General features: G+C 63.7%; 14 protein-coding genes. 5 read left to right on the top strand and 9 right to left on the bottom strand.

Going from position 1 to position 25,507, the window contains the following annotated elements:
- Nucleotides 1–105: 105 nt before the first annotated feature.
- A complete protein-coding gene (locus tag DOM41_RS14820; RefSeq protein ID WP_110687610.1) occupies nt 106–2,034 on the top strand; it encodes an ATP-binding cassette domain-containing protein in 1,929 nt (642 codons plus the stop codon).
- Between the two features lie 62 nt (nt 2,035–2,096).
- On the opposite strand, the gene DOM41_RS14815 is transcribed toward DOM41_RS14820, so the two are convergent.
- The gene (locus DOM41_RS14815) at nt 2,097–2,552 is read right to left on the bottom strand and encodes a universal stress protein (RefSeq protein WP_110687609.1); all 456 of its coding nucleotides are present in this window, start codon (nt 2,550–2,552) and stop codon (nt 2,097–2,099) included.
- 176 nt (nt 2,553–2,728) lie between these two features.
- Between DOM41_RS14815 and DOM41_RS14810 the strand changes: the two genes are divergently transcribed.
- Nucleotides 2,729–3,229, top strand: coding sequence for a preprotein translocase subunit YajC (locus DOM41_RS14810; RefSeq protein ID WP_110687608.1), 501 nt, complete (start codon nt 2,729–2,731; stop codon nt 3,227–3,229).
- 62 nt (nt 3,230–3,291) lie between these two features.
- On the opposite strand, the gene slyA is transcribed toward DOM41_RS14810, so the two are convergent.
- On the bottom strand, nt 3,292–3,744 hold the full coding sequence (gene slyA / locus DOM41_RS14805) for a transcriptional regulator SlyA (protein WP_110687607.1): 453 nt from the start codon (nt 3,742–3,744) through the stop codon (nt 3,292–3,294).
- Between the two features lie 69 nt (nt 3,745–3,813).
- Nucleotides 3,814–4,953: a DUF5924 family protein gene (locus tag DOM41_RS14800; RefSeq protein WP_188112410.1), complete on the bottom strand. Its 1,140-nt coding sequence runs from the start codon at nt 4,951–4,953 to the stop codon at nt 3,814–3,816.
- Nucleotides 4,954–5,263: 310 nt separating this feature from the next.
- Between DOM41_RS14800 and fadB the strand changes: the two genes are divergently transcribed.
- Together fadB and fadA are read left to right on the top strand one after the other, a co-directional pair.
- On the top strand, nt 5,264–7,447 hold the full coding sequence (fadB, locus tag DOM41_RS14795; RefSeq protein WP_110687606.1) for a fatty acid oxidation complex subunit alpha FadB: 2,184 nt from the start codon (nt 5,264–5,266) through the stop codon (nt 7,445–7,447).
- A gap of 26 nt (nt 7,448–7,473) precedes the next feature.
- A complete protein-coding gene (fadA, locus tag DOM41_RS14790) occupies nt 7,474–8,649 on the top strand; it encodes an acetyl-CoA C-acyltransferase FadA (protein ID WP_110687605.1) in 1,176 nt (391 codons plus the stop codon).
- A gap of 88 nt (nt 8,650–8,737) precedes the next feature.
- On the opposite strand, the gene DOM41_RS14785 is transcribed toward fadA, so the two are convergent.
- The 6 genes from DOM41_RS14785 to DOM41_RS14760 all read right to left on the bottom strand — a co-directional run bounded on the left by DOM41_RS14785 (nt 8,738) and on the right by DOM41_RS14760 (nt 17,267).
- Nucleotides 8,738–9,622 (bottom strand): S66 peptidase family protein, encoded by an 885-nt coding sequence (locus DOM41_RS14785; protein WP_110687604.1) that lies wholly within the window; start codon nt 9,620–9,622, stop codon nt 8,738–8,740.
- A gap of 109 nt (nt 9,623–9,731) precedes the next feature.
- Nucleotides 9,732–11,765, bottom strand: a complete 2,034-nt coding sequence (locus tag DOM41_RS14780) for a putative bifunctional diguanylate cyclase/phosphodiesterase (RefSeq protein WP_223161000.1) — start codon at nt 11,763–11,765, stop codon at nt 9,732–9,734.
- Between the two features lie 287 nt (nt 11,766–12,052).
- A complete protein-coding gene (locus DOM41_RS14775; protein ID WP_110687602.1) occupies nt 12,053–12,442 on the bottom strand; it encodes an MAPEG family protein in 390 nt (129 codons plus the stop codon).
- 162 nt (nt 12,443–12,604) lie between these two features.
- Nucleotides 12,605–14,128, bottom strand: a complete 1,524-nt coding sequence (locus DOM41_RS14770) for a TolC family protein (RefSeq protein ID WP_188112409.1) — start codon at nt 14,126–14,128, stop codon at nt 12,605–12,607.
- A 5-nt stretch (nt 14,129–14,133) separates the two neighbouring features.
- Nucleotides 14,134–15,504, bottom strand: a complete 1,371-nt coding sequence (locus DOM41_RS14765; RefSeq protein ID WP_110687600.1) for an HlyD family type I secretion periplasmic adaptor subunit — start codon at nt 15,502–15,504, stop codon at nt 14,134–14,136.
- On the bottom strand, nt 15,501–17,267 hold the full coding sequence (locus DOM41_RS14760; RefSeq protein ID WP_110687599.1) for a type I secretion system permease/ATPase: 1,767 nt from the start codon (nt 17,265–17,267) through the stop codon (nt 15,501–15,503). The genes DOM41_RS14765 and DOM41_RS14760 overlap by 4 nt, the downstream gene beginning before the upstream one ends.
- A gap of 669 nt (nt 17,268–17,936) precedes the next feature.
- Between DOM41_RS14760 and DOM41_RS14755 the strand changes: the two genes are divergently transcribed.
- Nucleotides 17,937–25,397, top strand: a complete 7,461-nt coding sequence (locus DOM41_RS14755) for a carbohydrate-binding protein (RefSeq protein ID WP_110687598.1) — start codon at nt 17,937–17,939, stop codon at nt 25,395–25,397.
- Nucleotides 25,398–25,507: the final 110 nt, after the last annotated feature.

Raw genomic sequence — 25,507 nt, 5'->3', positions numbered from 1 at the left:
TCCGCTGCGAGTTCGCCCATTGTAGAGACCGCGCGATATCACTGCAGCATCGGCTGAGCGCGTTACAATGGCGCTCGATTTCTAATCACGATCATGAGGTTCTCCTTGGCACTGCTCCGGCTGGAACAACTGCAACTCGCCTACGGGCATCACGTACTGCTCGACGGTGCCGATCTGGTGATCGAGAAAGGCGAGCGACTGGCCCTGGTAGGACGGAACGGGACCGGCAAGTCGACACTGCTGCGTCTGATTGCCGGTGACAACCAGGCCGACGACGGCCATGTCTGGCGGGCCCCCGGGCTCAAGGTCGGTGTGCTCGAGCAGTCGCTGCCCGACGCCGACGACGCCACCATCTTCGAGATCGTCGCTCAGGGGCTGCCCGAAACCGGTGACCTGCTCGCCGAGTATCAGCGGCTGATTGCCAAGGACGACCCCGACATGCGCCGACTGGAGACGCTGCAGACGCGCCTCGAGGCGCTTGACGGCTGGTCGTTCCACCAGCGTATCGACACCGTGCTTACTCGACTGGGCCTGCTGGCGGAGACCCAGATGCGCGCGCTATCCGGTGGCTGGCGCCGGCGTGTGGCGCTGGCGCGAGCCATGGTTGCCGGTCCCGACCTGCTGCTCCTCGACGAGCCTACCAACCATCTCGACATCGACACGATTGCGTGGCTCGAGGAACAACTGCTCGCCTTCGATGGCGCGGTCCTTTTCATCACTCACGACAGGGCATTTCTGTCACGCCTTGCCACGGCCATTCTGGAGCTGGATCGAGGGCGCCTCGGTCGCTACCCCGGAGACTACGCCACCTACCAGGCGCAGAAAGCCCACGAGCTCGAGGTCGAAGCCCGCGAGCGCGCCGAGTTCGACAAGAAACTCGCCCAGGAAGAGTCATGGATTCGCCAGGGCATCAAAGCCCGCCGGACCCGTAACGAGGGCCGCGTGCGGGCGCTCGAGAAGATGCGCGGCGAGCGCTCCCAGCGCCGCGAGCGGCAAGGCAAGGCCTCCTTCCAGGTGGACAGCGGCGAACGCAGCGGCAAGCGGGTCGTCGAGCTCGAGCAGGTCACTCACTATTACGGTGAAGAGTGCATCATCCGTGATCTGTCGCTGGAGATTCAGCGCGGCGACCGGCTTGGCTTGATCGGCCGTAACGGCGCCGGCAAGACGACTCTGCTCAAGGTCCTGCTCGGCGAGCTCACGCCGCAGGAGGGCAGCGTCAGGGTGGGAACCAACCTCTCCGTCGCCTACTTCGACCAGCTACGAGCCGGGCTCGAGCTCGACAAGAGCGTCTACGACAACGTCGCGCAGGGCAGTGACAAGGTCACCGTGGCGGGCAAGGACAAGCACGTCATCAGCTATCTCCAGGACTTCCTTTTCACCCCGGAGCGAGCCCGTCAGCCGGTGAAGGCACTATCCGGCGGCGAGTCCAACCGTCTGCTGCTGGCCAAACTCTTTACCCAGCCCGCCAACGTCCTGGTACTCGACGAACCGACCAACGATCTCGACGTCGAGACGCTGGAGCTACTCGAGGAACTGCTGCTGGAGTTTGAAGGCACGCTGCTGCTGGTCTCTCACGACCGAGCCTTCATGGATAACGTCGTGACCGGGACGCTCGCTTTCGAAGGCGACGGTATCGTGCGCGAATACGTCGGCGGCTACACCGACTGGGTGCGCCAGGGGGGCAAGCTGCCGCCGGCTCCCTGGGAGACCCCTCGTGGCAGCGGCGCGGAGACCTCCGCCAAGGACGGGACTCAGGCATCGCCGGTCGCCGGCAGCCGGGCAACCAGCGACAAGCGGCCGGTCAAGCTCTCCTACAAGCTGCAGCGAGAGCTCGATGCGCTACCGGCGACGATTGAAGCACTCGAGGCCAAGATCGGTGAGTTCGAGGCCAAGGTCGGCAGCCCCGATTTCTATCAGCAGGAGAGCACGACGGTGACCGCCACGTTGGAGGCGATGAGCGAAGCGCAGGCAGAGCTCGATCAGGCCATGGAGCGCTGGATGACGCTCGAAGCGATGGCGGCGGGCGAGGACTGAAACGTCACTGCCGCGCCTCGGGGCGCGGCAGTGGCTGTCGCTCGGTGCGAAATGAGCGTCGCTTACTCCTGGGTTTCGCCATCCTTGCCGACGCGCACGGCGAGCACGTCACACTCGGCACCATGCAGCACGCCGGTGGAAGTCGAGCCGAGCAGCAGGGCGAAGCCGTGGCGTCCGTGGGAGCCAACGACGATCAGATCGACATGGTGCTCCTTGGCAAAGCGCTGGATTTCGGTATCCGGCATGCCGATGACGATGTGCTGATCTTCCCGGGGAATATCGTAGGGATCGGCAATGTCGCCCAGCCGCTGCGTGGCGTGTTCGTCCAGCTGATCCTGGATGCTGGTCAGATCCATCGGGATGTCACCACCGTAGGCGAAACCGAGCGGTTCCAGCGTATGGATGATCGACAGCTTGGCCTGATTACGGCGAGCGATGGGGATCGCGCGCTCGAGCACCTTGTATGAATCCTTGGTGAGATCCACGGCGACCAGTACGTGTTGATATTCGTTGCTCATGGTGACTCCTCCCATCCGGCTAATGCCTGTTTCCTACTGTAATCCCGTCGCCAGGCGCCGCCAAGCGCACTCATCATGGCATCGTGCCGCAGCCGATCATGGCGGATGCGACGAGCGGCCGCAACGAAGGCGGCGATCATTATCCTTCAATTCAACAGCACCAAACTGAGAGCGCTATGGCCATCTGGGCATGCCTACTGATTGCGGTATTACTGATTCTTTCCCCCATGGTCTGGCTGCGTCCCAGCCCGGGCGAAACGCTACGCAGCCGGCTCCGCCAGTATGTCAGGCGTCATGGTGGCGAACTGGATTTCACCCGGGCGCCTCTGGCGCGGCCAGACATCGCGCTGATCGGGTACCGGCTACGTTACCCGATCGACGAGAAAGGCGCCGCGTTCGTTCTGGTGCGTAACCGAGTCGCCAGCGAGGCGCTCGATGCGGCAACGCCAGACTGGCGCTGGCGGGAAGTGCCACTGCCATCGCTGGATGACGCCAGGCATCAGGCGCTGGCGGCATGGCTCGAGAGCCTGCCGGACGACGTGTTGGTGGTGGAATCTCGCGAGCAGACGCTGCGGGTCTGGTGGCAGGAGGGTGTGGGGCTCGAGCGCTTCGAACGCGAATGGCCAACATGGCTTGCCATGCGGGATACGCTGGCGGGTAGCGGCCGAAAAGGTTGAGGGGGCAGGAGCGCCACCGTCCGGGGCGGCGCGTCGACGCCGGGTCTGGAGAACGGTCGGCGTCAGCCGACCTTAGCCGGTTCTGCCTGGCGCTGGAGGTCGAGCCCGTTTTTCTCGATGCGGTTGAGCACGTCCTCGAAGTGATCGATCTCTTCATCGCTCAGGCCGGCCAGCATCTCATCGCGAACCTGATCGACGATCGCCTCGATCTGTTCGAGTAGCGGCGACGCCTCAGTGGTGAGATGTAGCCGCTTGGTGCGGCGATCCTCCGAGCAGGGGCGGCGCTCGATCAAATTCTGCTCGGCCAGCTGGTCGAGCGTGCGAACGAGAGACGGCGCTTCGACGCCGATGGCGCGGGCCAGATCGCATTGCGCCTGACCGCCGCCCATGCGGCGAAGATTGTAGAGTGTCACCCAGCGGGTCTGGGTCAGGCCCAGCGGCGCCAAGCGTTCATCGATGACGGCCCGCCAGAGTCGGGGCAAGCGAGCGAGTTTGAAGCCGATATGTTGTGCCATAGCGGTTTACCTAAATCGTGAACGTCCTAACATTCTCTAAAGCGCCGCAGGATAATGCAAGCGACGTCGTCAATCCTTGGCGTGGCTCGTGTCATTTCCTAAAAGATGGCGAATGTTCCATCCGGGAAGCCCGGGCGGACGGTGAATTTGGCCATCGGCCTTGCTGGCCTCGGCTCCCGGGGCCACGGTGAAGGTCAGGCTGCCGATGCGCTGACCGGTTTCGGTCGTCACATCGATCTGCCAGCGGCCGCCGACATCGTTCGAGAAATGTTGCTTGTGCGTCCAGGCGCGGTAACCCTGCTCTCGGCCACCGTGAATGATCAGAGGAATGCGCTCGACCACGCGTCCCTCGTGGCGCCAGACGTGATAGATCTTTTCGCGTAGCCCGCGGGGCGCGCGAATGGCCGTGTAGGCATAGAGGCCGCGCGTCCGCAGTGCTTCCGGTGTCAACGCCATCGCGCCACGGGGCTCACGCGCGGCGGTATCGAACGCCGGTGACAGGGCACTGCCCGATAGCCATAACGTCGCCGGTGGAATCAAGCTGCGGCCCATCCACGCGGTGCCGCTGAGTAACGCCACTAGCCCCAGCATGGCGAGCCAGCGCCAGGTTCCCGCGGGCCTGAGCAGACCCACCAGGCTGGGGATGCTGAAGAACGCCATGGCCAGAATCGAAAGAATCAGGCTCTCGCCGGTGGTCAGGCTCAGCATGATCGGCAGCGCGACCAGCGTCACCACGAAGACGCAGAGGGCGTGGAAGAGAAAGTAGAGCCAGCGGTGCCGGTTCGAGAGGCCAAAGTAGAGCGGGTCGAGAATCGCCAGCAGCGCACAGCCAATGAGAAGTCCGGTGAACAGCGCCTGCCCACTGGTCCAGATCGTGGTCGCCAGGAAGAAGGGCAAGCAGAAAAAAAGCGTCTCCTGATGGACCATCTGTGCCAGAAAGGTGGTGACGGCACGCGGCAGTCCGGATTGACGGCCACGTCGCGAGAGCCACCGACTAATCAGGCTTTCCGCGATCAGCAGCACCCAAGTGAGCACCAGTCCTACGGCCAGTAGCGCACCCAGCCATTGCTGACGATTGACCAGGAAGAACCCCAGCAGGCCGAGCACGAAGGCAATCGGCGGCCACAGCCACAACAAGCGTCTCGATCGGGCGATGAGCGGCTCTATCCAGGCCAGCTTCGGCGGGGGCAGACTATCCTTGAAGGGCACGCAGCGCTCCTGAGTGACGGTGAAGATGATCGACGGACAGTGCTCGGGGGTGAACGGTGCAATGAAACCACGAGCGGCTGCAGTCTAGCGCACCCCGACGGATTCCCGCGTCGGCTCCCTGTCAGTCATGCTGACGGCCGGGGCCATCGTCTCGATCTCCTTCACCCTTAGGAAGGCTCGAGTACCGCTCACGACTTTGGTTGAGCTTGACGCGATGCCGGGGTCACGCAATGCTGCAGGCATTCAAACGCTCGTATGATTCGCTCCGGGTCGCGTCGGAGCTTACTGAAGTCATGGCACGGAGAACCCCATGCTCTATCAAGGCGATGCCATTCGCGTCGAGCGGGAGGAGGGCGGTCTCGCCATCCTCACCTTCGATCTCAAAGCCGAATCGATCAACAAGCTGTCGTCCGCTGTCATCAGCGAACTCGACGAGGCCATCGCGTCGCTCGAAGGAGAGTCCGGAATTACCGGGCTGATCCTCGCGAGCGCCAAGGATGCCTTCATCGTTGGCGCCGATATCACCGAATTCCACGGCATGTTCGCCAAGGACGAAGCGTTCCTCGTCGACATGAATCAGCAGGTTCACGTCATCTTCAACCGAATTGAGGATCTGCCGTTTCCCACGGTTGCCGCCATCAATGGTCTGGCGCTGGGCGGTGGCTGCGAAGTGACCCTGACAACGGACTACCGAGTGATGGCGGATGGCGCCCAGATCGGGCTCCCCGAGACCAAATTGGGGATCGTCCCGGGCTGGGGAGGCTGTGTGCGGCTGCCGCGGCTGATCGGCGCCGACAACGCCATCGAATGGATCGCTGGCGGCACGCAGAATGACGCCAGTGCCGCGCTCAAGGTCGGCGCCGTCGATGCGGTCGTCCCGTCTGAAGGGCTGATGAGTGCGGCACGGGATCTGGTCGGCAAGGCGGCGGCCGGTGACCTCGACTATCGCGCCCGTCGCGTTGAGAAGGGCTCACCGCTCAAGCTCAATGGCGTCGAGCAGATGATGGCGTTCGAAACCGCCAAGGGTTACGTGGCCGGCAAGGCAGGGCCGCACTACCCGGCGCCGATCGAAGCGATTCGTGTGATCCAGAAAGGCGCCGGCGAGGAGCGGGAGCGCGCGCAGTCCATCGAGGCGCAAGCCTTCGCCAAGCTGGCCAAGACCGATGTCTGCTACAACCTGGTTGGGCTGTTCCTGAACGATCAGGCGGTCAAGAAGAGAGCCAAGGGCTACGCCGACAACGCACCGACGATCGCTCAGGCGGCAGTGCTCGGGGCAGGGATCATGGGCGGCGGCATCGCCTACCAGAGCGCTTATAAGGGCACGCCGATCCTGATGAAGGACATCAAGGTCGAGGCGATCGAACTGGGTCTCAAGGAGGCCCGCAAGCTGCTTGGCAAGCAGCTGGAGCGCGGCAAACTCAGCCAGGAACGCCTGGCGGAAGTGCTCGGTAACATTCGCCCCACGCTCTCCTACGGTGACTTCGATTCGGTCGACATCGTCGTCGAAGCGGTCGTCGAGAATCCCAAGATCAAGGGCGCGGTACTCCAGGAAGTCGAGTCGCGGATCAGCGAGCAGACGGTGCTCGCCTCCAACACCTCCACTATCTCCATCGATCGGCTGGCGGCGGGGCTGTCGCGTCCCGAAAACTTCTGCGGGATGCACTTCTTCAATCCCGTTCACCGCATGCCGCTGGTCGAGGTCATCCGGGGCGCCAAGACCTCCGATAAGGCCGTTGCCGCGACCGTGGCCTACGCGCGGCAGATGGGCAAGACGCCGATCGTGGTCAACGACTGCCCGGGCTTTCTGGTCAACCGGGTGCTCTTTCCCTACTTCGGCGGTTTTAGCTCTCTGGCGGCTCACGGCGTCGACTTCGAGCGTGCCGACAAGATCATGGAGCGCTTCGGGTGGCCGATGGGGCCGGCCTACCTACTCGACGTCGTGGGTATCGATACCTCGGTTCACGCCGGCGATGTGATGGCCGAAGGTTTCCCCGATCGCATGGCGCAGCGCGACAAGTCGGCGATTCAGATCATGCTCGAAAATGAGCGACTGGGGCAGAAGAATGGCCGTGGTTTCTACCGCTATGAAGAGGACCGCAAGGGCAAGCCGAAAAAGCTCCATGACGATGAAGCGCATCGTCTGGTGAGCGAAGTCGTCACCGAACAGCGCGAGCTGGGCGATGACGAGATCATCGCCCGAATGATGGTCCCGCTCTGCATGGAGACGGTGCGCTGCCTCGAAGAGGGCATCGTGGGATCAGCGGCCGAGGCGGACATGGCGCTGATCTACGGCATCGGCTTCCCGCCGTTTCGCGGTGGGGCCCTTCGCTATATCGATGCGCTGGGCGTTGGCGAGTTCGTCGCTCAAGCCGAGCGGCTGGCTGACGAACTGGGTGCGCTCTATGCACCCACGTCGCGCCTGCGCGAAATGGCCGCCAACGGCGAGCGTTTCTACGCCGAGACGCCGGCGACCCAGGACGCAGGTCGCGTCTGAATCCACCACCCATCGGAGTCAACGTTATGAGTTTGCATGCCAGAGATGCCGTGGTGGTCGACGCCGTTCGCACCCCCATGGCCAAGGCCAAGCAGGGCGCCTTTCGCAATGTGCGCGCCGAGAATCTCTCCGCCGCCGTGATGCAGGCGCTGTTCGACAGAAACGCGGGTCTCGACCCTGCCGCGGTCGATGACGTGATCTGGGGCTGCGTCAATCAGACCCTCGAGCAGTCGATGAACATCGCGCGCAATGCTGCCATCCTCACCGGCATTCCCCGGTCGGTACCGGCGCAGACGGTCAACCGCCTGTGTGGTTCCTCGATGAGCGCGCTGCATATCGCGGTCGCCAATATTCGCGCCGACATGGGCGATTGCTACCTCATCGGCGGGGTCGAGCACATGGAACACGTGCCGATGACGCATGGGGTGGACGTCAACCCGGCGGCGAGTAAACACGCAGCCAAGGCCGCCATGATGATGGGGCTGACTGCCGAACTGCTGGGCAAGATGCACGGCGTCACCCGCGAGCAGCAGGACAAGTTCGCCCTCCGCTCGCACCAAAGGGCCAGCGAGGCGAATCGGCAGGGCTATTTCGATCGCGAAATCGTGCCGATCGAGGGCCACGACGCGCAGGGACTGTTGAGTCGCATCAAGCACGACGAGGTCGTCCGTGAAGATGCCAGCCTCGAGCAGATGGCCTCGCTCAAGCCGGCCTTCGATCCCAAAAGCGGCACCGTGACGGCGGCAAGCTCGTCGGCGCTCTCGGTGGGTGCCTCCGCGCTCATGGTGATGAGCTATGAGCGGGCGAAGTCGTTGGGTCTTGAGCCGCTGGCCAAGGTCGTCTCCACCGGCGTGGCCGGCTGCGATGCTTCGATCATGGGCTACGGGCCTGTTCCGGCGTCGCAAAAGGCGCTCAAGGCCGCCGGGCTCACGACGGGCGACATCCAGACCGTCGAGCTCAACGAGGCGTTTGCCGCCCAGGCCATTCCCGTGCTCAAGGATCTTGACCTGCTGGATCGTCTCGACGAGGCGGTCAATCTCCACGGGGGCGCCATTGCGCTCGGCCATCCGTTGGGCTGTTCAGGGGCGCGGATCTGCACCACGTTGCTCAACGTCATGCGCCAGCAGCAGACCTCGCTCGGGCTGGCCACCATGTGTATCGGCATGGGACAAGGCGTGGCGACGGTGTTCGAACGCCTCTGATCGAGAGCGGCGAATGCCACTCTGACAAGCCTTGCTTTGACTCTCTCTCCCTCTGCCGCTTCGGATGTTGCGAAGCGGCTTTTTTGTCTCAGGCAGAAAAGTGGAGGTGGCCGTTCTCAAGACGCGCGACCGCGCCATAGCGCCACGGAAGATTGTCGCGGCCGTGGCCGACCGGGAGCCCCTCGAAGAGCGGCAGGCCACGAGGCGAAAGCCAGGTGGCGAACAACGTAGCCGGGTTCAGGTCCCCGTAGGGCTGACACCCCTCGAAAGTGCCGAGACAGACGGCCGCTGCATCATTCAGGGCCCCGGATGCCACCAGCTGCCAGAGGTCCCGCTCGAGGCGATAGTAGGGCTCGCCGACATCCTCGAGCACGACGATCGCGCCCGGCGGGGCGCGAAACCCCAGCGGCGTGCCGACGAGGCTCGCCAGCACGGCAAGGTTTCCGCCCACCAGCGGTCCTTCGAAGACGGCATCCTCGTGGGGCGTCACGGCGTTGAGAGGGATCGGTTCCGGCGGGATACCTCCCAGCAGCGCGAGGAGCGCAGCGAAGTCGCGGTCGGCGGCAAGCCGCTGTGCCTCGCTGTCGTCCTGAAGTTTTACCCCCTCTTTCATCACGGGACCGTGAATGGCGGGGAGTCCTCGCTGTCGGCACTGATCCAGCAGTACGGTGACGTCGGAGTAGCCGATGAGCGGCTTGGCCGGCAGATTGGCCCAGTCGATCCGGTTGGCGAGATGGGCACAGCCATAACCGCCGCGCACCGCCCATATCGCATCGGTCTCGGGATCGGCGTAGGCGTCGTGCAGGACCTTGACGCGATGCTCGACGTCGCCGGCAAGATAGCGCGTCTGCGCCTGAAGCGCGGCGGGGAAACGCACCGTGATGTCCAGCGCCTGCAGCGCCTCGGCGGCGCGTGCCAGCGTTTCCGGTGCGGTGTAGGAAGCGGGCGCGATCAAACTGAAAACGAGCGACATGACACTCTCTGGCCGGCGAGTAGAGGCGTTACCTTAGCCGGGAGCCAAGGGCACGCCAAGCCACTCGTTCATCACCGAACGGCGGTCGGTCCCGACGCCTGGGGTGCCGCTAGCCGTCTAGCCGTTCGATCAGTTGGTGCATCGACATCGGGCGACCCAGGTAGAAGCCCTGGTATTGCGCCACCCCAATGGCCTGCAGCAGCTCCCACTGCTCGAGAGTCTCCACCCCCTCCGCGACCGTCTCCATGCCGAGCAGCGTACAGAGCCCGACGATACCGGCGAGAAGATCGCGCGCCCGGGAATCTTCCGTCAGATCGCTCATGAAACTGCGGTCGATCTTGATGGTATCGAAGGGCAGGCGCTTGAGGTAGCCAAGGGAGGAGTAGCCCGAACCGAAGTCATCCATGGCAACCCGGAACCCCAGCTGCCGGATGCGCTCGATGCGCGCCTCCGGCGCCCGGGTGTTCTCCAGAAAGACCGATTCGGTGACCTCCAGCTCGATCTGGTCTGTCGTGATGCCGTGACGGGTACAGGCGTCCCGCAGCACGCAGCTCAGGTCCTCGTCCACCACGTGTAGCGCGGAGATGTTGACCGCGACCGGCAATGGATAGCCGAGACCGGCGAGCGTCGCGGCATAGCGCGCGGCGTGCTCGATGGCCAGGTTGCCCAGTGCTGAGGCCATGCCGTTGTGTTCGGCCAGGGGGACGAAGGTACTGGGCGGAATCATCCCGCAATCCGGTAGCGACCAGCGCGCAAGCAGCTCCGCCCCCACAATCTGATTGGTGCCATCGAACTTCGGTTGCACCACGAAATCGAGCGTCTCCTCGCTGATCGCGACGCGCAGCCTGGAAAGCATCGACATCTGCTCGATGCTGCCGTGCTTGATCTCGTGGTGATAGGCGACAACCGTGTTCTTGCCCAGATCCTTGGCCGCATGCATGGCCACATCGGCATGCTGGAGCAGTGTTTCACTGTCAACGCCGTCGTCGGGGGCGAGGGCAATGCCGATACTCGCGGTCAGCGTGATGTCATGACCTTCGATCGTCAGGGGGCGCGAGATCGCGTCTCGCAGCCGGTTGGCGACTTTTTTCGAACGCTCCAGGTCTCCCCCCGTTTCCAGCACGATCACGAATTCGTCGCCACCCCAGCGAGCGATCAGGTCGCGGCCGCGAAGCGTCGCGTGGAGTCGCTCCACCATGGCTCTCAGGACACCATCGCCAGCCTGATGGCCGAGAGAGTCGTTGATGGGCTTGAAGCCATCGAGATCGACGAAGAGAACCGACAGGGTCTTGTCTGCCGGCATCTTCTCGAGCCGCCGGTGCAGCTGACACTCCAGCGTCGAGCGATTGGGCAGCTGGGTGAGCGTATCGATGCTGGCAAGATGTTCGAGTTCGCGTTGTGAGCGTTTACTCGCCGTGATGTCTCGAAGTGTGGCGGTATAGAGCACATTGCCGCTTTGGCGGTGCGTGAAATCGCTCAGCGTGATCTCCACCGGGATCGTCCGCTCTCCAGCGTTACCGGTGTAGAAAATGCCCTCGTGATGCGTGGCGTCCAAGCGCTGCACCGCATTGGATGGAGACGCGTCGAGGAGCGTCGAACTCAAGTAGTGCTTGAGCGAGGCATGGGGCGTCACCTCCGTGGGTAGGTCGACGAGCGTCCGGAAAGCGTGATTGATCTCGAGTAGCTGCCAGTGCTCATTGATGACCAGCATCGGATCGCGGGACGCCGAGAATGCCTCGGCCCTGGCGTGCTCGCTGCCGTAGTCTGCCGGTATCGCCACGACTTCTGCTGATGTCGCCACGACTTCGGCGCTACCCAGCAGATGCGTCGGCGCTCCAGAGGCGTCGCGAGACATGGCCCGGGCGCGGACTCGCCACCGGCGGCCGTCGCTGGCGGGGTCGATGTCGATCTCCAGCGTGGCGGCGAGCCCGGTATTCAAGGCGCGCAAGCGCTGGGTCAACTGCCGGCACTGATGCGGCGGCAGTGCTCGCAGCAGGTCACGGATGCCAACCTGCACGGTTGGCTGCCCATCGCCGAGCCACAGCGTGCAATAGGTATCCGGTGCCGACCATCGCCAGGCTTTCAAGCCGACGGCCTCGAAGGCATGGGCGCGCCATGAAGTGAGCTGCGGGTTGAACCCCAAGCGGGGGCGAGCGCCTTTGAATGCGGTTTCGAGGCCCGGTCCGCCTTGCATCACGTGGTCTACAACGGAAAGCGGTTCGTTTGTGTCCATCGATACGGAGTCTCGTCTGCTAACTGCGGTGGCGGACGTTCAGGTAGCAACGCTATCGGCGCCAACCGGGCAAACTTGACTGAGTAATGAGAGAAAAGCCGACCGCCAGAGGTCGAAATGGCGCGGCTCCGCGTCGGCAATCCCAGCACTTCAGATGACCGTTCTCGGCGACGCGGGCCGCCCCGTTAAGTGCCAGCTCAGAAGATCGCGGTCGCGAACATGAAGAGCACCGCGATGAAGGCGACGATGAAGATGATCGAGCGAGGCGTCGCAAGATCGAGTGCATAACAGAGGGCATGACCAATTCGCGCCAGTACAAAGATCACGCTGGCGAGAACCACCAGCGCGCCTGTCGTCCCGGTAAGACCTACGGCCACCACCGCCGCGGTGAACAGGCCCAGCGCTTCCCAGGCATTCTGCTGCGCGGCCCACAGCCGAGCGCCGCGGCCGGTCAGGTTGGCGTACTGCTGTCGCGGGTGGTGATTGTCGATTTTACCGAATGCCTGGCGCCGCTCGGCACTGGCCCAGAAAGCGAGACCGTAGGGAATCAACGCGGTGATCAGCAGACACAGAAGTATTGTCGTCATGGGTAGGCTCCAATGGCAGGGGTAACCGCCGCCAGGCAGTCACGATAGAAAAGCGGGCTTAGAAGCTACTGAAAGATAGCAGACGCCGTCGGCACGCCCCGGTCGGTCAGGCCGGGGGGATCGGAGCGAGGTGCTTTACGAGAAGGTCGCAAAGCATTGAGGCTAGCGCCGGGTGGGAGTCGCTACGCCGGCTTGGGCAACGATGGCCGGTGGGTCGGCTTCCCGCTCCAGCGCCTCGAGAGTTCGCATCAGGCGGTCGATGCTCGGGGTGTCGAGTGTGCCGGTGGCCGCGGCGAGCGCCGCACGGTTGTCGAGATAGTCGCAGAGCGTATCGACGTAGCGAATGCGGAGGTCGTAGAGCGTCGCGCGGGCGTCCAGCACATCGACCAGGTCGCGAAGCCCCAGGGCCTCGCCGCGCACCGCGGCCTCGACGAATAGCGAAGCCGATTCGATCGAGCGCGTGAGCGCTTCGAGCTGGCGGCGATCTCCCTGAATGCTGCGCAGGCGGCGTCGCACTTCCTGCTGGGCGAGTCGGCGTTCGTTGTCGAGATCCGCAGCGCCGGCGAGTGCTGTCAGCTCGCCCTGGCGGATGCTCGCCGTGGTGTAGCCGCCCTGGTAGAGCGCAACGTTCAGCTCGACCCCCGCAGAGAGCTCGCGGCTGGTGCGCAGGGCGTCGTTGCTGTGCAGATCGCTGTAATCGACCACGAAGTCCAGGCGGGGATAGCGCGCCGCGCGCCGAATGTCCGTTTCCTGACGGGTCACGTTCTCGCGCTGGGCTGCGAGGCGCACGTCCGCATTGTCGCTGCTCCGGGTGAGGAGTGATTCCAGCGGTTGGTCCTCGGCACCTGGCGTGAACGTCGCCGAGCGTTCGATCAGCCTCGGGGTGAAGTCCGGCGTTACCCCGGTCAGACGCTCGAGATCCGTGATGGCGATCGAGAGTGCGTTCTCCGCCGCGGTCTGGTCAGCGATCGCCTGATCGAGCCGTGACTGAGACTCCAGCAGATTGATGCGATCCCCCAGACCCAGATCGTAGGCGCGCTGCGCCTGGCGCTGCTGCAGGGTGAGCGATTCGCGCTGGGCCATCAGCAGCCCCACGCGCCGCGAGGCGCGATAGGCGTCGAGATAGGTGTCGATGACCGTCATTGCCAGATCCCGCTCGGCAACCGCGACCTCGAGTGTGGCGGCGTCGGCCTGGGCGTGCGCCTTGCCGAGCTGCCGCGAACGCTCCAGATCGAATAGCGGCTGCGTGAGCCGAACCTGCCAGCTGGTATCCTGTGTGCGGCCAGAGATGCGGTCGTCGTAGACCTCGTCGGGGTAGTCCTGCGGATTGTCGGTGTAGATATTGTCGGCATCACTCACGCGATAGTTCGCACTTGCCTCCAGTCGCGGCAATAGCCGGGAACGCGCCATCGGCACTTCCTGGCCCACCGAGGCACCGTCGAGCCGCCGACTTCTCAAGCCCGCGTCGTTGTCCAGTGCACGGGCGATCAGTTCGGACATCGCGGGCAGCGACGTCTCGGCACCCGGGGAGGCCGGCGGTGGCGTGCCAGGCGAATCGACGAGGGGAGCACTGCTGACACCCTGCCGGGCAGGACTGGCCGCCGCGGCGCTTGCCGCCAACCCCTGTGACGCCAGCAGCAGGCTGACGGCACCGGCGGTCAGGGCGATGGCAGTGGGCAATCGCATTGGCATCACTCCTCCCGCATCGCCCGTGCCAGCATGTCGCTGAACGGCTTAAGCATGTAGCTGGCGAAGGTGCGGTCGCCGGTGCGCAGCATCACCTCCGCCGGCATCCCCGCGAGCAGTTCCATCGACTGCGTCATGCTGGCCTGACCCGCCTCGGTGACTCGCACCCGCGCCTTGTAGTAGTGGGCACGCGTCGCTTCGTCTTCGAAACTGTCCGCGGAGACGTGAATGACCTCGCCGCCAATGACATTGGATAGGCGCTGATTGAAGGCACTGAAGCGAATTTCCGCCGGCTGCCCGACACGCACGTTGTCGATATCGCGGTCCGGCACCCGCGCCTCGACGATGAAGGCATCGTTGGCGGGCACGATCTCCATGATCGTTTGGCCGGACTGCACTACGGCGCCGCGGGTGTGTACCTGAGTGCCAACCACCGTTCCCGAGACCGGCGCCGTCACCGTGGTGCGAGCGACCTGATCCTCCAGTGCCGTGACGCGTTCTTCCGCGTCAGTGACCTGAGCCTGGGCGTCGCGCAGCGCCTCGCTGACCTGCTGGTGGAATTCCTGGCGATGCAGCTCCTTCTGCAGCCCGTTCTCGCTGATCTGAGAGCCGAGCTGGCCGATTTCGGCCGTATGCTGGGCATTCTCGCCGCGGTACTGAAGTATCTGACGCTCGAGTTCGCGTAGACGCTGGTTGTTACCCAGCCCCTCCTTGAACAACGTGCGATAGTCCGAGGCCTCCTGGCTGAGGGAGCCGATGCGCGAGCGGTTGACCGCCTGCAGGGACTCCAGTCCGCTGATCTGCTGGCGCATCTGGCTCGCTTTCTCGTCGAGCGACGCGAGGGCATCCATGAGCGACTGTCGACGAATCTCGAACAGGCGGCGCTGCACATCGACGACCGCTTGTACTCGGGGGGAGACGTCGTCGAGCAGCACCGGCGGCATCGTCAGCGTATCGCTGTCGCTCTGCTCGGCCATCAGGCGCACTTCACTGGCCAGGGCCATGCGGTACTCGGCGCGGGCGATGGAGAGCTTCGCCAACGGCTGGGTGTCATCGAGTACGATCAGCGTCTGGCCTGCCTCTACCCGGTCACCGTCGGCGACCAGAATCTCCTTGATGATGCCGCCCTCGAAGTGCTGGACGGTCTTGGTCGAGGTCTCGACCATCACCGCCCCCGGCGCGACCACGGCGACGGCGAGGTCGGCGGTGACCGACCACAGGGTAAAACCACCGAGCGCGGCGGTCAGCACGACGATACCCACACGACGTGCCCGCCGGTCGCTGGTGGGGACACTGGGTGTTGGGGCGGCGATGGCTCCCCCCGGAAGCGCGGCGCCGACCGACAGAACGGCGTCCAGTAGCGAGGCGGCGATCATTGTGACGGGGTCTCCGGGTAGGGGGGGCGGGGGCGAGGCTCATCCCGACCCCGGGCGCGCATGCGGACCGAGGGGGCCCTGGCGACCGCCTGGGCCGCAGCGCGCTGGACATCCTCGCGCACCGCCGGGGCGAACGACACGAGGGCGCCCTCCTTGAGCGTCAATACGCGATCGACATGCTCGAGGATCATCGGCGTATGACTGATGACGAACACGGTGGTGCCCTCGCGCTTCAACTGGCGCAGACAATCGATGAGAGCCTGCTCGCCGGCCGCGTCGAGATTGGCATCAGGCTCGTCGAGAACGACCAGCGTCGGCGCGCCGTAAAGCGCACGGGCGAGGCCCAGCCGCTGGCGCTGACCGCCTGAGAGCACGCCTCCCGTCGACTGAATCGGCGTGTCGTAGCCCGACGGCTGGTGAAGGATCATGTCGTGCACCCCCGCCTTCTGCGCGGCCTTGAGCACCTCGCCGGGATCGACGTCGCCGAAGCGTGCGATGTTCTCGGCGATCGTGCCGTTGAAGAGTTCGATATCCTGGGGCAGGTAGCCGACATGGGGGCCGAGCCGCTCTCGGGGCCACTGGGCGACATCGGTGCCACTGAGGCGGACCGCCCCGTGCTGGATCGGCCAGATCCCCAGCAGGACTCGCGCCAGCGTCGACTTGCCGGCGGCGCTCGGTCCGACGATGGCGACGTGTTCACCGGCGGGGCAGGCAAAAGCGATGTCGTGCAGTGTCGGCAGGCGAGCACCGGGCGGCGCGGCGATGACCGCATCCAACGCGACCGCGCCGGTCGGCGGGGGAAGTGGCATGCGCGCGGGCTCCGACGGTGTCGTCGAGAGAAGCGAATCGAGCCGTGCGTACGCGGTTCGGGCACCCACGAAACCCTTCCAGCTACCGATCATCTGATCGATCGGCGCCAGCGCACGTCCCATCAGAATGGAGCCGGCGATCATCATGCCACCGGTCAGACTGCCGTGAATCACCAGGTAGGCACCGAGTCCAAGGATCAGCGACTGGAACAGGATTCGTAGCGTCTTCGACAGATTGGTCAAAGCGCCGGCGCGATCGCTCGCCCGTGACTGATGGGCGAGATACTCCTGGTGGCGATGGGCCCAACGCTGGCCGAGCGCCGGCATCATCCCCATTGCCTGGATCACCTCGGCGTTGCGCAGGTTGCTGGTCGCCAGCTCTTGGGCGAGAACGTGCTCGCGGTTCGCCTGATCGAGTAAGCCTTGGGTGCTCTTCTCATTGATCCAGGCCACGGTCAGCAGCACCAGGCCAGCCACTGCGGCAAACAGGCCGAACAGCGGATGAAACAGCGTCAGGATGGCGATGTAGATCGGAATCCACGGCGCATCGAAAAAGGCGAACAGCGCGTTGCCGCCGATGAACTGGCGCAGGGCCGTCAGATCGCTCAGTGGCTGGGGCGATGCGGTGCCGGGTGTGGCGAGCGCCCTGCGAAAAGTGGCTTGGTACAGCCGTGGGCTGAGCTGATTGTCCAACCGGTTACTGATGCGTACCAGCATGCGCGACCGCACCCCGTCGAGACAGCCCATGATGGCAAAGAGATAGACCACCACCAGCGTGAGCATGAGCAATGTTTCTGTGCTCTGCGTTGTAATGACGCGGTCGTAAACCTGCAGCATGTAAATCGACGGCGCCAGCATCAACAGGTTGATGAAAAAGCTGAAGAGCAGAATAAAGAGAAAAGATCGCCGACACTCGATCAACGCTTTTTTCAGTTCCGGCTGAGTCTCGTTCATGTCCGCGCCCTCAGGTTTGCGAGCGAAGGAAGGGTCTCTTCCTGCGGCAATTGTGGGGGGCAAGAATGCGCGGATTGTGAAGAAATTTGCAAGCACTGTTCATGACGCCGACAGGCCGAATAAATCATCGGACAACATCGAATCGATCTCTGTAAGTCGATAATAATCAATGGTCTTTCGGGTTTTTAAAAAAACGCAATAACGCTTTCGCCTGGCGGGGTAGTGACGAAAATGGGCTTTGCAATGTTTTCGAGGATGACAAAACTACCGATTTAGATGGAGTCTCATTTTGGTTATAACCGCGGAGTAAAGAGTTTTTTGAAAACTTGTGTAACGTCCGAAATGGCGTTCGCTTCGAGAGTTTTTTTTAAGGCAATGAAAACGCGAATAAAACGGTGAAAGTGTCTCCGTTGTGACCCTCGAGAAGTCCTCAAATTCAATTCCCAGTGGTAGAAGTTTCAACTTCCCGGCGATATCGAGACACGCTAATTTCCGTCAAACAAGACTTTAGTCAAATCGCTCGCGCCGCCTCTGCGTGACGCCGGGTGATGGGATCGCCACGACTGAAATTTCCGCTACGCCAGCAAGACGCCGACATCGCGTCGGGCAGTGCCTCCTCGGTCTGCCACGGACGCGCTCACACTACCATTCCGTCCAGGGGCCGAATCCATGTTCACGCTTGCCATTGTTGATACCCAAACCGGCGCGATCGTCGAGACGCTCGAGCCCGGTGATGCTTTGTCCGGCGGGCGACTCGACGACCGCTACCGTCTTGAGGTTTCGCCGCAAAGCAGCGGTGGGTTCGAGGCCGCCACGACGGCCAGCGTCGCGCTCGAGATCGTCGATGCCGAGGGCAACGCCAGTGCCCAGACGAGTGAGGGTGCGCCTTTTCGGTTCACGCTGGCGGATCTCGCAGCGGGAGTTGCGGGTTTGACGTTCAGGCCCTTCGACGCACAGGGCAGTGAGCTCAGTCAGGGCTCGCAGGTCCAGGCGCTGGAAATCGTGCCCGCGGAGGGATGGCATAGCGGCGTGTTTGGTCTTCAGGGCACGTCGCTGTCGATCGATGACGGCGCCTCTCTGGCCTACACCGTCGTGCGCGACGCGAGCCATCCCGAAAGCAACCCCGGTGCCGGGGCCGACGGGCTCTGGAACGGACACAGCGGGGAGGGGTATCTGGATATGGGCAGGCAGATGGGGGACGCGACCTACTTCGATGTCACCGTCGAAACGGCCGGCACCTATCAACTCGATGTGCGCTATGCCAGCAGCGGACCGAGTGGCATGGGGCGACCGATGGCGGTAAGGGTCGGTGAGGACGTACAGGGCACCCTGGATTTCCCCCATACCGGCAGCGGTAACGCGGGCTGGCAGGCCTGGGAGCACGCGACAGTGTCGCTGACGCTGGAAGTGGGCACGCAGCGCATTCGGCTCGAGAACCTGATGGCGGATGGCCCCAATATCGATAGCCTCTCGCTCTCTCCCGTCGATCTCGGCGCGCTGGCGTCGAGTTTCGTGATCCAGGCGGAAGATCCGGCGCTCGTGACCATCCTGGATTTCGGCGCCAGCGACGAACCGGCGTTGACCCGTGTGGTCGACGCCGACCATCCCGACGCCGCCGGCAATGTGCGTGCCGGCGCAATCAACGGCGGCTATGTGGATATCGGTTCGGATCCCGGCGATGCCCTCGTTTTTCATACCCAACCCAGTGCCTCCGGCCTCTACACGGCCACCATCCGCTACGCCAACGGCGGCACCGGCGATCGTCCGATGATCGTTGGCAGCGGGGAAGGGGCGACGACGCTGCTCTCCTTCCCCCCTACCGGCGGCTGGAACCAATGGGGTGAAGTGACCGTGTCGCTGCCGCTTCGCTACGGCGGCACCGACGTCAAGATCACCCTCCCGACGACCGATGAGGGCGGCATGCCCAACGGGCCCAATATCGACCAGATTCTCTTCGATTATGCCAGCGCGCTACCCGTCGATCCCTCTCTGGTCTTCGAGATTCAGGGTGAAGCATTGACGCCGGATGACGGCACTTCGGAAGCCGATACGGTGGTGCGGGATGCGCTCAATCCCGAGTCCAACCCGGCGGCGGGGAGCGACGGGTTGTGGGGCGATTACACCGGCACCGGCTATCTCGACATGGGGGGGCAGCCAGGTGACGCTGCCGGGTTTGAAGTCTCCGTCAATGAAGCGGGTACCTATCTTCTGACCGTGCGCTACGCCAGTGGCGCGCCCAACACGCGCCAGATGACCGTTTCCGTCGACGGCGAGCTGCAGGGGGTCATCGGGTTCACGTCTACCGGCAGCGGCGCGGCTGGCTGGGAAAACTGGAGCGAGAAGACCTACGAAGTCGATCTCGAGGCAGGCGCCAATACCGTGCGTCTGGCCAATGTCGGCAACGGCGGTCCCAACATCGATCGAGTCTCAATCAATACGCTGCCCGACGACGTGGTCGAACCCGGCGACCGCACGCCCATCCGGATCAATTTTCAGCCCGATTCGGCGACTACCCCGGAGGGCTACGTCGCTGATACCGGGCTTGCCTTCGGGCAGCAGTCGCTGACGATCGGGGGGGTGAATTACGCCTATGGCTGGGTCACCGAGGCGTCGATCGCCGACGGTACCGCCAATGGCACGACGCCCATGGCGATCGCCGGGAACGATTCGGATGCCCTGGGCGATCGAACCGATACGCTGAATGACGTCGACCCGCGCCAGGCCACCTATGCCGGTTTCGACAAGCCCGGCTACGCCGACAAGGCGGGCTGGGAGATCGAGCTCGAGGATGGCTACTACGAGGTGACGATCTCCATCGGCGACAGCGGCGGCGCCTACGATAGCGTCAATGTGATCAACGCCGAAGGAGAGGCGTTCAATACGCCATTCACCTCCCAGCGCCCGGCCAACTTTCCAGAGGACGGCGTGGCCGCCGATGATAGCGCGGGCTATCGCTCATCACTGGTCACTCGCGTGGTCCAGGTTGTCGACGGTCGCCTGACGCTCGACGCCATCGGCATCAACAGCGTCAATACCGAGATCCAGTATCTCGAGATTCAGGCGCTGCCGGACCTCACGCCGGACGACGAACGTGCCGCGCCGCTGGACTATGCCCAGTTCATTTCACCGCGAGCGGTTGCGGGGGTAGGGGAGCGCGAGATTGCCTTCGATCTGCAGCCGCAGGACGGCAGTCTGCCGGTGGGGATCGATCCGACCTCCGACTTCTTCATTGGCCTCTCGGTGGTGGAAGGGCGTGGCGGCGTGTTGCTGGAGAGCCTCAATGATGGCTCCGTGCGGCTGTTCGAGACGGTCACCGGCAACGAGGTGGCGTTCAACATCAACACCACCGGCGGCTTCGATTCGCTGACTATTTCGCCGCAAGGCGGGCTCGAGGAATTTACCAGCTACACCCTGGTCATCGACGGTTTTCAGGATCGCGGCAGCAATAGCGACTCCGACGCGCCGACGCGTGAGTTTCAGAAATTCACTTCGACCTTCGTCACCGGGGCTCAGCCGCCGGCGGTCGATAGCGAAGTCGGCTTCTCGACGCATCTCGAGCTCGACGGCGCGGCGGACGGCGCCTATCTCTTCACGTCGATCACGATGTCGCCGGACAACACCAAGGTCTACGTCTCGACCATGAATGGCGAGATCAAGCGCTTCGATATCGATCCGGACACGGGGGATCTGGTCAACCCGCAGACGCTGGAGCTCGACTATTTTCAGGGCGACTCGGGGGCCCGCGGTATCGTCGGGCTGACGTTCGACCCCACGGATCCGAACGTGCTCTGGGTCACGGACAACGATCCGATTCCGCTGACCGGGCGCGACAATGGCGTGCCGGACTTCAGCGGTCGGGTCAGCAAAGTGACCATCGGCGAGAACAATGCAGCGTTCACGGGGACAGCCGAGCCCTATATCACGGGGCTGCCACGCTCCAACGGTGACCACGTCACCAATAGCGTGGTGTTCCAGGCCAATGACGCCTACGACCCGATCACCCATCCCGACGAGCCGCCGTATCTGCTCTACCTCTCTCAGGGCGCGAACACCGCCATGGGTCAGGACGATAGCGCCTGGGGCAATCGTCCTGAGCGACTGCTCAATGCCAGCGTGCTCGAGATCGACCCCTATCGCGAGGCGCCCCCGGGAGGCTTCGACGTCTCCACGGAGCCGCTGCCCACCGACGGCTCCAACGGGCGTTACGCGGATGACGACAACGATCTCAAGAACGGCCCCATCGACATGGGCGGCGGGCAGTATCTGGTGTTTGCCCAGAATGGGACGGCATCGGTGCAGGATGCCGACGGCAACCTGTTGATCGACTACTACGATCCCTTTGCCGATGACGCCGTGCTCAAGATCTACGCCACCGGCATTCGTAACGCCTACGACCTGGTGTGGCACTCCAACGGCTCGCTTTATCTACCGACCAACGGTTCCGCCTCCGGCGGCAGCACGCCCGACGACCCGAGCACACCGCAGAACGAAGGGCTGACCAACGTCGGCAAGCAGGACGACTATCTGTTCAAGGTCGAAAGAGGCGGCTACTACGGGCATCCCAACCCGCTGCACGACCAGTACATTCTCAATGGCGGCAATCCCACCGCCGGGGTCGATCCCAACGAGGTCGTTGAGTACCCGGCGGGGCAGAACCCGGATCCGGGGTATGACATCGAGGATGCCTACTCGCTGGGCGAGAACCGCTCTCCCAACGGCGCGATCGAGTACGTCAGCAACGTGTTCGGCGCCACGCTCATGGGGAGTCTGCTGTTCGTTGAATATTCCGGCGGTAACGACATCCGCTGGGTCAGCCTCGACGAGGACGGCAATGTCGCCGAGGACACGGTTCTACGCGACACCAACGGCCAGATCATCAGCTACGTCGATCCTCTGGACATCATCGAAAATCCGCTCACCGGACAGCTCTATCTCATGACACTCAATCGCAGTAACGGACAGAGCCAGATCGTGCGGCTCGATCCGGTCCCCGGTGACATCGTCGCCCCCGGTGATGGCAGTGGAGAGTGGGTCTCTCTGGTCACCATTCAGGCCGAGGACGAGACGCAGGCGGTCATCGCTTCCGGCAGCGGGGCCGAGATCACCATTCGTGATGGTGACAACCCCGAGCCCTCCAATACCAATCCGCCTTACGGGGTGCGACCCGGTGCCTTCGGTGTCGACGGCAATACCGACTACTCCGACGGTATCGTGGGTGGCTACGCGGATTTTGGTAATACCAGCGCGGACTTCATCACCTTCAACTTCGACGTCGGCGCCAATCAAATCGGCGACTCGGTGCTGCGGGTACGTTACGCCAACGGGTCTGCGGCCGACCGTCCGCTCGAAGTCTTCGTCAATGGCGAGAGCGTGGGCACCTTCGGCTTCTCGCCGCCCACCGGGGTCTCCTCCGGCAATGCGGCCTGGAACACGTGGCAGACGCTCGACATCCCTGCCGAGCTGATCAGTGGCGCCAACAGCGTTCGTTTCCAGGCGATCAACGCCGGCCCCAATATCGATCAACTCGAGGTGCTGATCAGCGAGAATGACGAGCCCGAGTCGCCGGCCATCGACGGCCGCTACGAGGCCGAAGCCGCGTCACTCGCGGGCGGCGCCGTCGTCATTCCCGAGTCGGATCTTGAGCGCGACGCCTCCGGCAGCGGCTTCGTCGACTTCGTCGGTAACACCAACCAGTCGATTACCTGGGATGTGGAGACGACGGCCAGCGGCGTCTACGAGGTGACCGTTGGCTATTCGCTCACCGCGGGCAAGGCAGACCGCCCCATGGGGCTCACCGTCAATGGCGTGACCCAGCCTGCGGTCAACTTCCCGGCTCTGAGCGCGGTGCCGAGCGACTGGGTGACTCAGACCTTTCAGGTCACGCTCGCCGCCGGTGACAACGAGATCACCCTTACCGCACCGAGAGGTGTCGGTCCGGACATCGACTACCTGCAGATTGCCGATGCGCCACTGCCGGGCACGTCGGCGGGCAGCATCGCCGTCACCAGTACGGATCCGACCTACTTTCCCGATCGCGTGGTGTTCAACTATCTGGAGCAGAACGATGTCTCCAACGACCCGCGGGAGTACAAGGACAGCGGCTCGGTGGTGATCGCCAACAACGGCAGTGGCGATCTCAGTATCAGTGATGTCTCCATTGACGGCCCCTTCCGGCTGGCCGATCCGGATGCGCTGGATGATTTGATCCTCGCGCCGGGAAGCTCGATCGAAGTCGAGGTGTTCTTCGACCGCGCCGCGTACACCCCGCCGACGAGCAATGCCGCCGACGGAGGCTTCGAGGGGACGATGACCATCACCTCGAATGACGCCGATCAGCCGGTCACCGACATTCAGCTGGCGGGTTTCTGGCAGGCGAGGGACGAGGGCGGCTGGGAGCCCAATCTCAACGAGATCTGGCACGCGTTCGGCTTCGGCAACCATATCGAAGGACTCTCGACGCTCGACGGTGGCGGAAAATCGGTACTGCAGAACTTCGATCTCTATCAGGCGGCTGACCCCAATGAAGTGCTGTCGCGATACTGGCAGATCGCCGATGGCGCCACCGAGGCCAAGATCACCCAGATAGCCGCGTTTCATGGCGCCAGCGGTGCGCTGGTCTCGATTCACGCGCCGGGCGACAAGTCGCAGACCAATTCCATGGCCAACCACGACCGGCTCTTCAGTCAGGCATTTCTGCCGAAGCTCGCGAATGGTGAATACGCCAGCGAGACGTTCGGACGCAATCAGGTGCCTGACGCCTGGCTGGGAGACGATGTCTTCGGGATTTCCGTGGCGAACCTCTCCACTGACCCGTCGCTCAACCCCAAGGGCGGTGGCAATCCGCCGGCCGAGTTCGACGGCGTGGAGCGTGGCTATACCTTGCGCGCCTTCCAGGCGGTCGATCAAAACGGCGATGTGATCCCCAACGTCTATTTTCTGGCGCAGGACTACACCGGGATCAACTACGACTACAACGACAACGTCTATCTGGTCGAAGGAATCCAGCCGGCCAAGCGAGCCCCGTTCACCGATGATCAGACGCCCTGGACACTGGATCAGAACGGTTTGACGGTGGAGGCGGCAAACTTCGACGAAGGTGCTCCCTTCCAGACCTACCGCGACGCCAGCGAGGAGCAGCTCGGGAGTGATTTTCGTGACACCGGCGTCGACATTCGCGGTGACGGCGATGCCATCGGCTGGGTCGAGGACGGCGAGTGGGTCGAGTACACCATCGAGGTCGAGCAGGCCGGGGTCTACGACCTCTCGTTCCTCTCCGCCCTCGGCAGCCAGAGCGGCGGGGCGCGGACCATCACCGCCACGTTCGACGGCGGTGCCGGCGTTTATGCGCACACGACGGCGTCGGTGGGCTTCTCTGGCGGCTGGAGCACGTTCCTGCCGACCGAGAAGCAGGGCGTTCTGCTTGAGGCCGGTGAACAGGTGCTTCGTGTCACCTTCAACGGCGGATCACAGAACCTTGAGTCCTTCAGCCTGACCCCGGCGGCGCAGAGTGCGTTCAACGAATCGGGAACTCCCTGGCTCGTCGATGGCGAGCTCACGCTGGGCGCGGCGATGTACGACGAGGGGGGCCCGGAGGTGGCCTACCACGACGGAAGCGAAGAGCAGCTTGGCACTGATTTCCGCGGCGAGGGCGTGGACATACGCGGCAACGGCGAGGCGATCGGCTATATCGAGGACGGCGAGTGGGTCGAGTACACCCTCGACGTGGCCGAGGCGGGGACTTACGCGCTCTCCTTCTCGGCGGCGACGCGTTTCAGCGACCGCAGCGTCACGGCCAGCGTTCAGCGCGACGGTGACGTCTATGCCAGCGCCGAGGCACAGCCGGTGATCAACAGCGGGGGGTGGAACGACTACGTCGCCAATGACGGGATCGAACTCGACCTGGCCGCCGGTGAGCAGACACTGCGGCTGACCTTCAACGGCGGCTCGATGAATATTGCCGACTTCACGCTGAGCGAGTTGGCGGATGGCAGTGCGTCAGCCGCTACCTTCCGTGCGCAGAGTCTCGAGGCTGAGACCGTCACGCCCGCACCGGTCGACGATGCTGCTGTGATGAGCGATGACGTTGCACTGGCGGGCTACGAGTATCAGCCGGTCCCCGAAATCGCCTAGCGGCCGGAAGGTCAACGGCCTGGATGATCCGCAAGGCCCCACTCCGGAGTGTGTCCCGGGGTGGGGCCTTTTTCGTCGCGGTCGCGCTATCGGGCACGCTGAGTGGAGAG

Origin of the sequence: Salinicola aestuarinus, from assembly GCF_003206645.1 — a bacterium.
In the GTDB taxonomy this organism is placed as follows: Bacteria; Pseudomonadota; Gammaproteobacteria; order Pseudomonadales; family Halomonadaceae; genus Salinicola; species Salinicola aestuarinus.
Note: the sequence above shows the minus strand (reverse complement) of the source record. Positions and strands in the feature narration are given on the sequence as shown.

What these genes read in the sequence shown, in the direction of transcription:
- DOM41_RS14765 (WP_110687600.1), bottom strand. Translation starts at nt 15,504, where the DNA reads ATGATCGCCGCCTCGCTACTGGACGCCGTTCTGTCGGTCGGCGCCGCG.
- DOM41_RS14775 (WP_110687602.1), bottom strand. Translation starts at nt 12,442, where the DNA reads ATGACGACAATACTTCTGTGTCTGCTGATCACCGCGTTGATTCCCTAC.
- DOM41_RS14760 (WP_110687599.1), bottom strand. Translation starts at nt 17,267, where the DNA reads ATGAACGAGACTCAGCCGGAACTGAAAAAAGCGTTGATCGAGTGTCGG.
- DOM41_RS14815 (WP_110687609.1), bottom strand. Translation starts at nt 2,552, where the DNA reads ATGAGCAACGAATATCAACACGTACTGGTCGCCGTGGATCTCACCAAG.
- DOM41_RS14810 (WP_110687608.1), top strand. Translation starts at nt 2,729, where the DNA reads ATGGCCATCTGGGCATGCCTACTGATTGCGGTATTACTGATTCTTTCC.
- slyA (WP_110687607.1), bottom strand. Translation starts at nt 3,744, where the DNA reads ATGGCACAACATATCGGCTTCAAACTCGCTCGCTTGCCCCGACTCTGG.
- DOM41_RS14770 (WP_188112409.1), bottom strand. Translation starts at nt 14,128, where the DNA reads ATGCGATTGCCCACTGCCATCGCCCTGACCGCCGGTGCCGTCAGCCTG.
- DOM41_RS14755 (WP_110687598.1), top strand. Translation starts at nt 17,937, where the DNA reads ATGTTCACGCTTGCCATTGTTGATACCCAAACCGGCGCGATCGTCGAG.
- fadB (WP_110687606.1), top strand. Translation starts at nt 5,264, where the DNA reads ATGCTCTATCAAGGCGATGCCATTCGCGTCGAGCGGGAGGAGGGCGGT.
- DOM41_RS14785 (WP_110687604.1), bottom strand. Translation starts at nt 9,622, where the DNA reads ATGTCGCTCGTTTTCAGTTTGATCGCGCCCGCTTCCTACACCGCACCG.
- fadA (WP_110687605.1), top strand. Translation starts at nt 7,474, where the DNA reads ATGAGTTTGCATGCCAGAGATGCCGTGGTGGTCGACGCCGTTCGCACC.